Annotated in this window: 11 protein-coding genes, 2 pseudogenes and 1 riboswitch; of the genes and pseudogenes, 6 read left to right on the top strand and 7 right to left on the bottom strand. The window is 47.1% G+C overall.

From position 1 onward, the window contains the following. Window positions 1-88 precede the first annotated feature (88 nt). Entirely contained in the window at window positions 89-4,063 is a 3,975-nt protein-coding gene (locus tag BRW63_RS04360; protein ID WP_073069699.1) for a pre-peptidase C-terminal domain-containing protein, read from the top strand. A 42-nt stretch (window positions 4,064-4,105) separates the two neighbouring features. Further along, window positions 4,106-4,693 (top strand): Uma2 family endonuclease, encoded by a 588-nt coding sequence (locus BRW63_RS04355; protein WP_073069698.1) that lies wholly within the window; start codon window positions 4,106-4,108, stop codon window positions 4,691-4,693. Window positions 4,694-4,928: 235 nt separating this feature from the next. Here the strand turns inward: BRW63_RS04355 and BRW63_RS27125 are convergent, their stop codons facing one another. The 3 genes from BRW63_RS27125 to thiC form a co-directional block, all read right to left on the bottom strand. Next, the gene (locus tag BRW63_RS27125; RefSeq protein WP_083582692.1) at window positions 4,929-5,333 is read right to left on the bottom strand and encodes a helix-turn-helix domain-containing protein; all 405 of its coding nucleotides are present in this window, start codon (window positions 5,331-5,333) and stop codon (window positions 4,929-4,931) included. After that, complete coding sequence (locus tag BRW63_RS27120) at window positions 5,317-5,616, bottom strand: type II toxin-antitoxin system HigB family toxin (RefSeq protein WP_083582690.1); 300 nt, start codon at window positions 5,614-5,616, stop codon at window positions 5,317-5,319. Before BRW63_RS27120 ends, BRW63_RS27125 begins: the two co-directional genes overlap by 17 nt. 83 nt (window positions 5,617-5,699) lie before the next feature. After that, complete coding sequence (gene thiC / locus BRW63_RS04345) at window positions 5,700-7,073, bottom strand: phosphomethylpyrimidine synthase ThiC (protein WP_073069697.1); 1,374 nt, start codon at window positions 7,071-7,073, stop codon at window positions 5,700-5,702. An 8-nt stretch (window positions 7,074-7,081) separates the two neighbouring features. Continuing rightward, window positions 7,082-7,174: riboswitch (TPP riboswitch) on the bottom strand. A 675-nt stretch (window positions 7,175-7,849) separates the two neighbouring features. Between thiC and BRW63_RS04340 the strand changes: the two genes are divergently transcribed. Further along, entirely contained in the window at window positions 7,850-8,935 is a 1,086-nt protein-coding gene (locus BRW63_RS04340) for a glycosyltransferase family 4 protein (protein ID WP_073069696.1), read from the top strand. Window positions 8,936-9,084: 149 nt separating this feature from the next. Further along, window positions 9,085-10,473 carry a glycosyltransferase family 4 protein gene (locus tag BRW63_RS04335; protein ID WP_073069695.1) on the top strand — a complete coding sequence of 463 codons (1,389 nt, stop codon included), beginning with the start codon at window positions 9,085-9,087 and terminating at the stop codon, window positions 10,471-10,473. Between the two features lie 173 nt (window positions 10,474-10,646). Here BRW63_RS04335 and BRW63_RS04330 read toward each other — a convergent pair whose 3' ends face one another. Together BRW63_RS04330 and BRW63_RS29445 are read right to left on the bottom strand one after the other, a co-directional pair. Further along, complete coding sequence (locus BRW63_RS04330) at window positions 10,647-11,321, bottom strand: response regulator transcription factor (protein WP_073069813.1); 675 nt, start codon at window positions 11,319-11,321, stop codon at window positions 10,647-10,649. Between the two features lie 81 nt (window positions 11,322-11,402). Then, window positions 11,403-11,465 (bottom strand): annotated as a pseudogene (locus BRW63_RS29445) (hypothetical protein); the annotation flags it as partial. 97 nt (window positions 11,466-11,562) lie between these two features. On the opposite strand from BRW63_RS29445, the pseudogene BRW63_RS29440 reads away from it, so the two are divergent. Together BRW63_RS29440 and BRW63_RS04320 are read left to right on the top strand one after the other, a co-directional pair. Continuing rightward, window positions 11,563-11,619, top strand: a pseudogene (locus tag BRW63_RS29440) (hypothetical protein); the annotation flags it as partial. A 9-nt stretch (window positions 11,620-11,628) separates the two neighbouring features. After that, the gene (locus tag BRW63_RS04320; RefSeq protein ID WP_244913286.1) at window positions 11,629-12,036 is read left to right on the top strand and encodes a glycosyltransferase family protein; all 408 of its coding nucleotides are present in this window, start codon (window positions 11,629-11,631) and stop codon (window positions 12,034-12,036) included. Window positions 12,037-12,082: 46 nt separating this feature from the next. On the opposite strand, the gene BRW63_RS28075 is transcribed toward BRW63_RS04320, so the two are convergent. Both BRW63_RS28075 and BRW63_RS04310 read right to left on the bottom strand, forming a co-directional pair. Further along, window positions 12,083-12,262 carry a hypothetical protein gene (locus tag BRW63_RS28075; protein WP_146135847.1) on the bottom strand — a complete coding sequence of 60 codons (180 nt, stop codon included), beginning with the start codon at window positions 12,260-12,262 and terminating at the stop codon, window positions 12,083-12,085. An 18-nt stretch (window positions 12,263-12,280) separates the two neighbouring features. Continuing rightward, entirely contained in the window at window positions 12,281-12,802 is a 522-nt protein-coding gene (locus BRW63_RS04310) for a hypothetical protein (RefSeq protein WP_073069692.1), read from the bottom strand. Window positions 12,803-12,834 lie beyond the last annotated feature (32 nt).

The following is a 12,834-nucleotide window of genomic DNA, read 5'->3' as shown; positions in this document are numbered from 1 at the left end:
TTTATATGTAAAGTTTTTATAAGTACATAGATCTTAATCTTCTGCAAGGAACTCTAAAGAAAACTCAGATTCTTGCAGAGGAAACCTTGTGTCAAATAATACTTTAGAGACGGCTAAAGAGATCAGCCTGTCTTCTAGCGCGCAAACGTTAACTGACTCAGTGAGCGCTAATTTAACCGACTATTATCGGTTTCAGCTAAAAAGTTACGGCAGTCTCAGTACAGTGCTCGATCGCTTGAGTGGAGATGCCAACCTGGAGCTAATTCAAGATCGCGATCGCAACGGCACCGTCAGCAGCAGCGAAATTCTGGCGATATCGAACAACCAGGGCGCGATCAGTGAACTGGTCAGTGCAGTTCTCAATCCAGGAACTTATTATCTCCGGGTTTCTACGAGTCAAGACAGCACTCGCTATAGTCTGAATCTGTCTGCTGTTTTTGATCTCAAAACCGAGCTGACTTGGCGAAATTATGCCACTGGCGAGAATGCAGTTTGGCTGATGAACAATAGCGCCATTGAATCGGCGGTTTTTCTCACCAAAGTTCCTGGCACAGATTGGAATATAGAAGGAGTTGCCGACTTCAATCACGATGGGCAGACTGATGTCATTTGGCGAAATTATGCCACTGGCGAGAATGCAGTTTGGCTGATGAACAATAACGCCATTGAGTCGGCGGTTTTTCTCACCAAAGTTCCTGGTACAGATTGGAATATAGAAGGAGTTGCCGACTTCAATCACGATGGGCAGGCTGATGTCATTTGGCGAAATTATGTCACTGGTGAAAACGCAGTTTGGCTGATGAACAATAACGTCATTGAGTCGGCGGTTTTTCTTACCAAAGTTGCTGGCACAGATTGGAATATAGAAGGAGTTGCTGACTTCAATCAGGATGGGCAGACTGATGTCATTTGGCGAAATTATGTCACTGGTGAAAACGCAGTTTGGCTGATGAACAATAACGTCATTGAGTCGGCGGTTTTTCTTACCAAAGTTGCTGACCCAAACTGGAGGATAGAAGGGGTTGGCAAGCAATTTGAACAAAAGCTGATCAATGATGTAGTCGGAGACACGATCGCAAATGCTTTTAACATCGGAACGCTGGATAAAAATGCCACCTTCCGAGAATCGCTAGGCAGTGCTAATGATCTTGAGGATGATTACCAATTTACACTGTCTGCAAACAGTAGTTTAAGCCTGACGTTGAATGGTCTTAGCGCAAATGTTGATCTACAGCTTCTTAACAGCAGTGGTGCGGTAATTCAAACTTCTGCGATCGCTGGCAACTCAGCAGAATCTATTAGCAGTGGGTTATTATCTGCGGGCACTTACTATGTTCGGCTTAGCTTAAATGGAAGCGACATCACAAGCTACACACTTAATTTGTCGGCTGCCCTGCCTATCTACCAATACGAATTTACCTACTACTACAACGGGAGTAACAACTGTAAAGACTACTATACAGGACATGTCTATGCTTATGCTGATACTTATAGCGCGGGTCAACTTTTTGATGCAGTGATTGGGAACAATGAGACGGGTTACGCTGGCAAATATCTGATTAAGTCAGCGATCGCGGCTGAAAATATTGCCGATCTGGGTAAGGTGTTTGTAGACAAGTACTACAACAGCGAGAACTCTACCTCTTACACACCCGTCTATTTTGGACAGGGAAAAACTTCAGGCACAAACTATCTAGGCAGTGAATACGATTTTATTGGCAACTCAAACAGTAGCGATAACGACTTTGGATTAGACAAATGGGTCTATGACATTAGCTACTCTAAATATAACTTCATCTACTACTATAACGGGAAAGACAACACGGCTGACTACTATAGTGGATGGGTTTATGCTCAACCGGGAACTTACACAGTTGGAAGCCTTTTGGACTCGAATCCAAACAATAACGACATCGGCTCAAACGGCAACTATTCCATCACAAAATCCAGTCGAGAAGGAATTGCTACTGATGTCGGCAAAGTCTTTGTCGATCGATACTACGATATTGACAATAGTCAAAAGACTTATACTCCCTATTACTTCAATCAAGGGAAAGCATCGGGCACAAACTTGTTAGGCAGCGAATATGACTATGGCAACAGTCTAATCTCTTCTCAAACCGATTTTGGGCAAGACAGTTTGGAGTTTGATGCTCAACCGGAGTTGTTTGGCTCTTTCTTTGATATTGCCCAAGTCTCGTTCACCACAGGAGACAGCCTGACGGCTAATTTCAAGATTCAAAACACGGGTGCTGATGCTCGACCTTTCCGGGTGGCGTTCTATCTCTCGAAAGACACCACGATGACAACAGACGATCGTCTCCTCGCAATCTGTGATCTAGACACGATAGCCGCCAACACGCTAACGGCAACAATCAGCAAGACGCTCTATCTACCTGGATCTGCTGATGGCTTCTGGGTTAAAGATGGCACTAATAGCTACCACATTGGCATGATTGTTGATTCGCTCAATGCAGTCAGCGAGGCAAATGAGAGCAACAACGCCAACCGAGGCATAGGCAGCGATTCTAAGGAGGTGTCCATCACCAATGTGGTCAAAGACCCTGTAGTAAATTATGGTGCAGCATCTGGCAATCCCTTGATCGATGCCCTCTTGAACGCAAACCGCGCTTATTGGAATACGAGCGTGAATGGTGGGGTGATTACCTACAGTTTTTACGCTAATGCGTCTGGTTACACGGGTCGCGAGATCGTTTCGGAGATCAGCACTACCATTAAGAATAATGTGCGGGCGATTTTGTCGTCGATCGAGTCGTTTATCAACGTCCGGTTTGTCGAAGTGGCCGATACGGCAACAAGTTGTGGAGTCATCCGCTATATGTATTCTGACGGTAAGGCAAACTCCAACGATGCTGCCTACGGCTTTTATGCCTATGGCTACTATCCAGGCTCTAATAGTGGGGGTGATATTCATCTCAACCCTAATCGAGCCACAAGTTTTGAAGGAAGTGCAGGAACCTATGGCTATATGTCACTGATTCATGAAACGCTGCATACGCTTGGCTTAAAACACCCCGGAAATTACAACGTTGGAGGGGGCACTACAGAAGCACCTTTCTTATCACCAACTGAAGATAACACGACCAACACTGTGATGACTTATAACAATGGCACGAGTGACACACAATATCATGGCAGTAAAGCCATTACGCCCATGAGTTATGATATTCGGGCGTTGCAGTATCTCTATGGGGCAAGAAATCAAAACGCCGACGCGACCACCTACACGTTTAACACGGTCTATGGTTATGGCGTTGCAAATCAGTTTTTTGGCAGCACTACCACTGAGTTAAAGCAGAGCATTTGGGATGCTGGTGGGGTAGACACCTTAGATTTTTCTGGGTTGTCTGGTGGGTCAAGCTATCGGTTTGACCTCAATCCAGGTGGCATTTTAACCACTCAATCTTCTTACAATGGGTCAACTTATTATGACTATGGTCAGGATAGTCAGCCGACCGATGGAATTCCCCAGGGTTCGCAATCCGCCACGTCTAACTTTGGCACCACGATCGCTGAGGGCACTATGATCGAAAATCTCATTACTTCCTGTGGCAATGATTACATTATCGCCAACACTGCAAGCAATGTCTTTAAAGGCTATACGTTTGGCACGTTTACGGGAGATGATGTGATTGATTCTAGCAGTGCTGCCGATAGTCTAGAGCTTGCAGGATTTAACTTGTCTAATCTGACCACTGCGGTCAGCGGAAGCGACTTGACGATCGGGCTAGGTTCTGGTTCTATCCGACTGCAAAACTACTATGGTGCTAATGGCTCAATGAAGCTGCTTGTTGGGGACACTTACTATACCTATAGCAGTTCAGGTAGTTGGCAAGCCGTGGCGGTTCCTGCTGCGATCACAGCTCCTAATGCTTCTCTAGATATAGTCGCTGCTGCGAGTGGACTGACTGCAACCGTTGCCTCAACTTCCCAAGTACAACCCCCAATGTCGCCAGCCGCTTGTATGTGTCCTATTTGTTCTGGCACTGCTGTTAATCTGTTGGGGACATCGAGCTTAGTTGCCGCGATCGGGCTTGGCTAAAGCGCCTAAAATAATCACATCCAGGTTTAGAGCGATCGACCTATGAATTCTCCAGTTCTCGAAAAACCAACTCGCCAAAATTCCGTCCTTCTCTACAACCTCACTTGGGATGCTCTCGAAAGACTAGACGTAGAGCTAGAAGGCACAGGCGCACGCTTAATCTACCTGGATGGATTTTTAGAAATCACGGCTCCGTTTTTTGAAGAACACGAAGAACCCAAATGTACCGTCAGTCGCTTGATAGAAGCTTTTATGCGAGAGCGAGGAATTCGGTTTTATATTCGGGGAAGCACTACTCTCGGCAAGCGGAAAGATGGCGCAAGACGAGAACCGGATGAGTCGTACAGTTTGGGCACTAAAAAGCCTATCCCCGACTTAGTATTAGAAATCACCGTTACCAGTGGCGGAATTAGCAAGCTAGAAATCTACAAACGCTTAAAAGTCCCTGAAGTTTGGTTCTGGGAAGACGGCACAATTTCAGCCTATTGCCTTCAAGAAAATGGCTACGAAAGGGTTGCCCAAAGTTCTTTGCTGCCTGATTTAGATTTGGTGGTGTTGGCACAGTATTCACGAATGGCTGACCAGTATGATGCGGTGAATGAGTTTACACAGGTGATTCGAGGGATGTGAGGCGAGAGGACTCTACGAAGAAGCAGTGAAGAAGCAGTGTATGCAGTGGAAGATCCGATCGTTTGTAGTGTAATATCCCAAGTTCGAGTCAAGGTGAGGGATATCTTTGTTGGGTCAGAATCCTGACTTCAGAGTGAGAAATTTCATTCTGCATCAAGAATTTTTAGCCTTGCAAGAAAGCGATCGCATCAGTTTGATTGAATACCAATTAGCCTAATTCTAAAATCATCTATCCTTAAGTCAAAAACAAACTCGGATCAACTTGAAAGAATCCGCCTAAAGCTTTTGCTTGAGCTTGATTGATTTCTCGGCTGCCAGCGATCGCTTCTAAAACAACTTCCTCAGAACCCATCACATCTACCAAATCTGATTGTTTGAGGTTGCGTTGCTCCATTAAAAAGAGCAGCAGAGAGCGAGGATTAGAAGCCTTACCAGGTGAGTAATAGTCCTGTTCAAATTTCTCAATTAGCGTGATCAGCAACGCATAAAGCTCATTCTCTTCTAGGCTGCGATTTGGACGGTGCATTAATTCTTCTACGATCGCCAAAGCTTTGTTGTTTTCCTCCTCAGTTCTAATTAATCTCGGCTGATACTGAGACAGCAAATTTGCATATTTATCTGGATTAAAAATAAGGGTCATTTTTCCATTTCTCCTTGTCGTATTCTGCGTGAGTGAGAATATATTTGATGTATATCAATTGCCCTTCGTAATCGATGCTCACTATCAAGCGATATTTATTTCCTTTAATATTGAAAACCGTGAAGTTACCAACTGCTTCAGCTTGTGGAAAAACGGCTTGAACCTCGACTAAGTTAGACCAGTCAGCTTTACTAGCAATTCTAAACCAGTTATCTAAAGCTTCATTGCAGTCGGCGTGTCGTTCGCCATAGTCGCGTAAACATCGGTAGCTGATTACGTGCATATCAAATCAGAGAGCAATAGAAAATCAATAAAGAAGCCTGTCCCCACTCAGGAAACAGGCTTTTTAGCCACTGAGAAACTGTCCTAACTCTGCGCTACAGGCTCTTTCGCCAAAAACTTCTCCAGTTCTGTAATCGCATCGGCATCGACTTTAGTTTGCATCGGGCAAAACTTAGGGCCACACATCGAGCAAAACTCAGCCGTCTTATAAATATCAGCGGGAAGCGTTTCGTCGTGATATTCCTTCGCGCGATCGGGGTCGAGCGACAACTCAAACTGTTTGTTCCAGTCAAAGTTATAGCGAGCTTTCGAGAGTTCATCATCGCGATCGCGTGCGCCCGGACGGTGACGCGCAATATCTGCCGCATGAGCCGCAATCTTATAAGCAATCAAGCCATTGCGAACGTCTTCAGCGTTGGGTAAGCCGAGGTGCTCTTTGGGCGTGACATAGCAGAGCATTGCCGTGCCATACCAGCCTGCCATTGCTGCCCCGATCGCTGACGTGATGTGGTCATATCCCGGCGCAATATCCGTCACCAGTGGCCCCAACACATAGAAGGGCGCTTCAGAACACTCTTCCATCTGTTTACGCACGTTGAACTCAATCTGATCCATCGGGACGTGCCCCGGCCCTTCAACCATCACCTGAATGTCGTGTTCCCAGGCTTTGCGGGTGAGTTGTCCGAGGGTTTTGAGTTCGGCTAGCTGGGCAGTATCAGAGGCATCGTGTTGGCAACCAGGACGCAGCGAATCGCCCAAGCTAAACGAGACATCATAGCGTTTGAAGATCTCAATGATGTCGTTGAAGTGCGTGTAAAGCGGATTTTGCTTGTGATGTGCCAGCATCCAACGAGCCAGAATGCCGCCGCCACGAGACACAATTCCGGTCAGGCGATTTTTGACGAGGGGGAGATGCTCGATCAAAATCCCCGCGTGAATGGTTTGATAGTCAACGCCTTGCTGGGCGTGTTTTTCAATGATGTGAAGAAAGTCGTCTGGGGTCAACGTCTCGATGTTGCCGTGAACACTTTCTAACGCCTGATAGATCGGAACCGTGCCGATCGGAATTGGCGAAGCTTTAATAATTGCTATCCGCATCTCATCTAGATTTCCGCCCCCGGTAGACAGATCCATCAGGGTATCTGCGCCATACTTCACCGCCAACCTGAGCTTATCGACTTCTTCATCTAAATTTGATGAATTAGGTGACGCGCCAATGTTAGCGTTGACTTTGCAGCGAGAAGCAATGCCGATCGCCATCGGTTCTAGATTAGGGTGATTAATATTCGCAGGAATAATCATCCGACCCCGTGCCACTTCGGCTCTAATTAGCTCGGCTGGGAGGTTTTCCCGCTGAGCCACATAGTGCATCTCTTCGGTGATGATGCTTTGACGGGCGTAGTGCATCTGAGACACGTTTTTGTGCCCGCTTCGCTTCGCGATCCAGTCTGTCCGCATATTCGATTCCTCAAGATAAACAGCTTCCCTTCGCTGGCATTACCCAGTCTCAGGTTCTAAGGGTTTGTTCTCAGCCCAATTGGGCACCCCTAGCTTGAGTGCTAATTCTATCATCCTTGGTTTGAGTCAAGGGGCAGACCCTAAAAAACTGACAATTGGCTGCTGTCTAGATTTAGAGAGTTTGAGGAGCGAGAGGAGACGATCCAGAAAGATCAGAAAGTCTTTAGAAAAAAGCCTTAAATTCCCTGCGATCGACTTGCAAAATCTGTAAACTCTCTATAGGATTACTCGGTGAGCCAATCCTAATTGAATAAATTCGCAATAAAAAATAATTTATTTTATGTACAAAAAAGAACAATTGCTCAGAAATGCAATAAGTTCTTGCGATCGACCTAGATTAAGTGTTTTAGAATACTTTCGCAGCGCCTCAAATCGCTTCATTTTTGAGCGCTTGGCGATCTTGCTTTAGCGTCATAGAGCGATGTATGAGGATTTGACTCTACCCTCTAAACGCGGGTTGCAGAACTGCGATCGCATCCGACTGCTTTTAAGTATTTCTACTTACCCAGCTTCCGCAGATCTTCGTACTACACATACAACAAGTGTAGTCGTCTGCACTTGTCAAGTCGAAATCACCGCCTTGGCAAATGTTAAATTTTCCAGTAAACCTGACTTAACTCCCTTTGGGAATAAGTCGTTTTAAAAATTACTTGTCAACCAATCAGATCTGAAATCAAGGCTTTCCAAATCTAGTTTGATTTTTGTAGGAGGTTTATATGCGGATTGCTCAAGTCGCCCCTTTGTGGGAAAGAGTTCCTCCCCCAGCCTATGGCGGCATTGAACTGGTCGTTAGTTTGTTGACCGATGAACTGGTACGACGCGGACATGAGGTGACACTATTTGCTTCTGGTGACTCGCTCAGTTTAGCGAATCTTGAATCAGTTCATAGTCGTGCCCTGCGCCAAGATCCGACTGTGAAGGAGTATTCGATTTACGAAATGCTTCAACTTAGCCAGGTCTATGATCAGGCAGAAGATTTTGACATCATCCATTCTCATATGGGCTGCGCGGCGTTGCCCTATGCAAAATTTGTTAAAACGCCGACCATTCACACGCTACATGGCGTGTTCACCCCCGACAACGAGAAGATGTTTTGGCGATCGCGTCAGCAGCCATTTGTGAGCATTTCAAACGCCCAGAGAGAAGCAAAACTGGGGCTGAACTGCGTCTCTACGGTCTATAACGGCATTGATGTTGACAGCTATAAGTTTTATGCCCAGCCTGATGAGTCGCCCTATCTCGCTTTTCTGGGTCGGTTGTCTCCTGATAAAGGGCCTCATCTGGCGATCGAGATTGCCAAGCGCACAGGCTGGAACCTAAAAATGGCAGGAAAGATCGATATTGTCGATCGTAAGTTCTATGAGCAAGAGCTTGCACCGCATATTGACGGCAAGCAAATTCAATATTTGGGTGAGGCGAACCACGTTCAGAAAAACACATTAATGGGGAGTGCGATCGCGACACTATTCCCGATCACCTGGCGAGAACCATTTGGGTTGGTGATGGTGGAATCAATGGCAGCTGGAACCCCCGTGATCGGGATGCGGCTCGGCTCGGCTCCTGAAGTGATTGCTCACGGCGAGACGGGTTTCTTGTGTGACACCGTGGATGAGTGCATTGCAGCGCTGAATCGCATTGATGAGATCGATCGGGCAGCTTGTCGTCAGCGTGTGATTGATGAGTTTAGCGTTCAGAAAATGACCAACGGTTATGAAGCTGCTTATCGTCAGATTCTGACAGGAAAATTGACGAGTAAAAACGGTCGTGTGCCTAGTTTGCTAACAGCCAGCAACATCAACTAAGTGGATCAAAACGTTCCACTTTTTTTGTGCCTGTTGTCCGTCAGTTTGTAGTTGTGGTGGTTAGTCGCCTGTTTCTAATAGTCCGTTTTCGATGGGTCGATTAGTCACTCGTTGATCGTGGCTAACCACTGGTTTATGAGGTGAAAATTATGGTGCTTTTAAGCGACAAGCAAAATGCGTCAAGTTCCACTTTTCCTGATCCCTTTATTTCGGCGCGTTCCAAAGCTCCTGATCGGCAAGCGATCGCGCTAATTTCCGATCATGGCGATCCTGCCGCAGACATTGGCAAAGAAGCAGCAGGCGGACAAAATGTCTATGTGCGTCAAGTGGGTGAAGCGCTAGCAAAGTTGGGCTGGCAAGTCGATATGTTTACTCGCAAGACGAGAGCCGATGATGCCACGATCGTGCAACATTCTCCGCACTGTCGCACCATTCGCCTAACGGCGGGCCCCACAGAATTCATTCCGCGCGATCGCTTGTTTGAATTCATGCCAGCATTCGTCAATGCGTTTCAAAAATATCAAGCAAAGCATCACTATCCATTAATCCACACCAATTATTGGATGTCTGCTTGGGTGGGTTTGGAAGTGCAGAAAACCCATAATGTTCAGCTTGTAAACACCTATCACTCATTAGGTGCGATTAAGTATCAGGCTGTTCCGAACCGTCCGGCGATCGCCAACACTCGCTTAGACGTTGAACAACAGATTCTAGAGCAAGCAAACTGCATTGTGGCGACCAGTCCCCAAGAGCAGGAAGCTCTTCGCAGTCTGGTTTCTAGCCAAGGACACATTGAAGTGATTCCGTGTGGAACTGACATCGAAAACTTCCATGTGATGCCAAAATCGGAGGCGCGATCGCAGCTAGGATTTCAACCCGATGAAAAGATTGTTCTCTATGTCGGACGCTTTGATCCGCGTAAGGGAATTGAAACTCTGGTTCGTGCCTGTACCCAGCTTAAAGAAAATCCTGCTGACGTTCGTTTAGTGATTGTAGGAGGCAGCGATTCAACCCAAGCAGACGGCGACGAACGCAACCGAATTGAAGGTATCGTACAAGAGTTGGGATTATCAAAACGAACAACTTTTGTAGGGCGTGTTGGACACGATCGTCTCCCGCTCTATTACACGGCGGCAGATGTATGTGTGATTCCCAGTCACTATGAGCCATTTGGATTGGTGGCGATCGAGTCAATGGCGTGCGGAACTCCAGTCGTCGCGTCTGCGGTCGGAGGCTTAAAGTTCTCGATCGTCCCCGAAGAAACCGGATTATTAGTTCCACCTCAAGATACGGATGCGTTTGCAGAGGCGATCGATCGCATTCTCGGTGATGACTTGTGGGCGACCAAGCTGAGGCTCCGGGCATCTGAGCGGGTGCAGCAAAACTTTAGCTGGTCGGGCGTAGCGGCGCAGTTAAGTGATCTCTATCGGCGGTTGTTGGCACAATCGATCGCGCATGAAATGTTAGTGCCTGTGCGATCGAGTGATTTGTCTGGTGCGATCGTGGTTCCGGCAAAAGCACTGACTCAAGTTTCATAACGTTGACTTCGTAACTTTTGTGGAGGCACTTTGCAGAATCTCTGTTCTAAACTGCCTCCCTTTTTTTGTTCAAAGCTCCCCTGCAATTTTGCGCCTGAAAATCTCGTCTACTTTTTCAGAACTCAGCGTGTTGCTGTGGTTGCTGGGTTAATAAAACGCAGATTCAATCAATATTAATCGCGCAGAGTGTAGCCAACTCCGCGTATTGTATGCAGTAACCGGGACTCTTGGTTCTCTTCTAACTTCAGTCGCAAGTAGCGAATGTAGACTTCAATAATATTAGAATCGCCCATAAAATCATATCCCCAGACGTTTTCGAGAATCTGGTCGCGAGTAAACACTTGACGCGGATGCCTCAAAAGATACTCTAACAAGTCAAATTCTTTGGCGGTGAGATCGATCGACCGAGTACCCCGATAAACTTCGCGAGTTTTCCGATTCAGTCTTAACGTGTTGAACTGTAGAGCCTCTTCATCGCCTTCTTGAACGCGACGCAGATGAGCGCGGATTCTGGCTAACAGTTCTTCAATGCTAAACGGTTTGACCACATAATCATCGGCTCCAGCATCGAGTCCGGCGACACGATCGTTGACTTCATCTCGTGCCGTCAGCAAAATCACCGGGACTTTGCTTCCCGTCGATCGCAGCCGCCGACACAGTTCTAAGCCTGACAAACCCGGCAGCATCCAGTCTAAAATGGCCAGGTCGAGTGTCGCTTCGCGGGCAAGCGTTAAACCCGTCATACCGTCGTGTGCCACGCTCACGGTATAGCCTTCGCTGACCAGTTCCAGTTCAACAAACCGAGCGAGTTTCACTTCATCTTCAACTAATAAAATGTGAGCGCTCATGATCGGGTTCCGATTGCTGGAAGGGTTAACGTAAAACGTGCTGCCTTCGCCAGGATGAGATTCTACAGTAATGATACCACTCATTCGTTCTGCTAATGCTTTCGTGATCGCCAGTCCTAACCCAGTTCCCCCAGTCGAGCGCACCCGCGAGGGATTCAGTTCGATAAAACGGTTCAAAGACTAATGCTGGCTGGGATGCAGAAATGCCGCTTCCGCGCTGCTGATTTTTTCACTGTCGATCGTGCAAAGCATCTACAAAGATCGCACACAGCATTGGCGGATGGTTCACATTATCATCAGTAGTGTTATGGCACTGCTATTTGTTGGACAAGCCATCACCGGAACTCGTATGCTTCTGGGAGTGCCCCTCAGTTGGCAAGAACCCTACATCCAACAACTGTATGAACAGCAGTTGCCAACACTTCTAGAGCGCTGCTTGATCGCTCTGAGTCAACAGACATTACAAGATCAAGTAAAAGTGTTGGTCGGGCGAGATTGGCAAACTTATCCAGCAGGGTTTGAGACATTACCCGATCGCTTTCAAACCCTGCATTGGATTACTGCTCCACAGGGCGCAACTGTTCCAAAACGGCGGTCGTTGGGCATTCAGCAAAGTCAGGGTGAAATTATTACGCTACTCGAAGATGATTGCATCGTACCATCGGATTGGTGTACAACCCTGCATTTAGATCGGTATTTCAATCTAATTCACTAGAACAGGCTCCATTTCGGTAGATGTGGGGGACGGCATCTCGGCAGGTTCAAGATACCAACAACAGCGACGTTAAAGCATTGATGAAGTCATCAGAAAAGCGGGAGTCACGGAGTGGAATGACGCGTGTCGTATCGGTATGGTGGTGGGTGTTACCGATCGCGGGCATTCCCCGATGGGTGGGTGCGATCGTGGCTGTGCTAATGGTTAGTTTGGGAATTTGGTTCATTCGGCTGGGCACATTCTCTTACTGATCGCTCTCCTTGGCTTCAACCTTTAGCGCCCGATTTCCGAAGTAGCTCACTCTCGCCACTTGTCCTGAGCGAACCGCTCTGCTGACCTCCCGATAAGTTAGAGCGTCCGTCAACAGTGTCTTAGCCCCACAACGAAGTTGATAATCAACCGATCGTTGTAAAGTGGGCGGGTCATTATGTTCTTGAATGTCGCGGTGCTGATCGACCTCATCAGCAGTCGGACGAGGAGGCAAGGTAGCCCACCAAATACCCTCATCATCTGAACCAGAAACCGCACTCGCAGGTTTTTCCCCATTCACGTTGGTCAATGTATTGCTTTGAAACGAGTGAGTCCGACGACTATTCAAACCACCACTGGTTTTGCTGATGTAATAGTCCACTTCCCAGGTTTGAGTCGCGATCGCGATTGCGTTATTACAGCGAGTTTGCGGCACAATCCCATTTTCCTCAGTGCAACTGGTGAGAGTGAGGAATGCAGCACTAATTGCTAACCAGGTTAGGATTCGAGGCTTCATTGCTGTAGGCAGACTAAAGGGTAGTGCCGCAA

Origin of the sequence: Phormidesmis priestleyi ULC007, from assembly GCF_001895925.1 — a bacterium.
In the GTDB taxonomy this organism is placed as follows: domain Bacteria; phylum Cyanobacteriota; class Cyanobacteriia; order Leptolyngbyales; family Leptolyngbyaceae; genus Phormidesmis_A; species Phormidesmis_A priestleyi_A.
Note: the sequence above shows the minus strand (reverse complement) of the source record. Positions and strands in the feature narration are given on the sequence as shown.